Genomic DNA, 401 nt, shown 5'->3' on the forward strand with positions numbered 1-401 from the left:
TCCGGGGGCGCCGCATCGTGACGCTGTCGGCCCAATCCATCCTCGACTTCCCGGTGCCGCAGGCGACGCATGTGGTCACCGCAAGGGATGCCATCCTTTACGCCCTGTCGGTTGGCTATGGCACCAATGCGCTCGCCGAAAAGGCGCTGAGCTATGTCTATGAACGCGATCTCGTGACCGCGCCGACCCTTGCCAATATCGTAGCGCATCCAGGCCCATGGATGCAGCAGACGGGTATCGATTGGGCGCGTCTCGTGCATTCCGAACATCGCCTGACGATCCACCGGCCGGTTCCTCTCGATGTGCCGCTGATCTCTCGCTCACGCGTCCTCTCGGTAGTCGATCGCGGCATTGAAAAGGGAATGTTCGTCAGCTTCGAGCGCCTGATCGCAACTGTGGAC

Annotated in this window: 1 protein-coding gene; it reads left to right on the plus strand. The window is 61.6% G+C overall.

Features of this window, described 5'->3' with window-relative positions:
* Positions 1-17: 17 nt before the first annotated feature.
* Positions 18-401: FAS1-like dehydratase domain-containing protein (locus tag AF337_RS13545; protein WP_193393613.1), on the plus strand; the 384-nt coding region annotated here is incomplete at its 3' end.

The organism is Rhizobium ecuadorense, assembly GCF_001187535.1.
Taxonomy (GTDB): Bacteria; Pseudomonadota; Alphaproteobacteria; order Rhizobiales; family Rhizobiaceae; genus Rhizobium; species Rhizobium ecuadorense.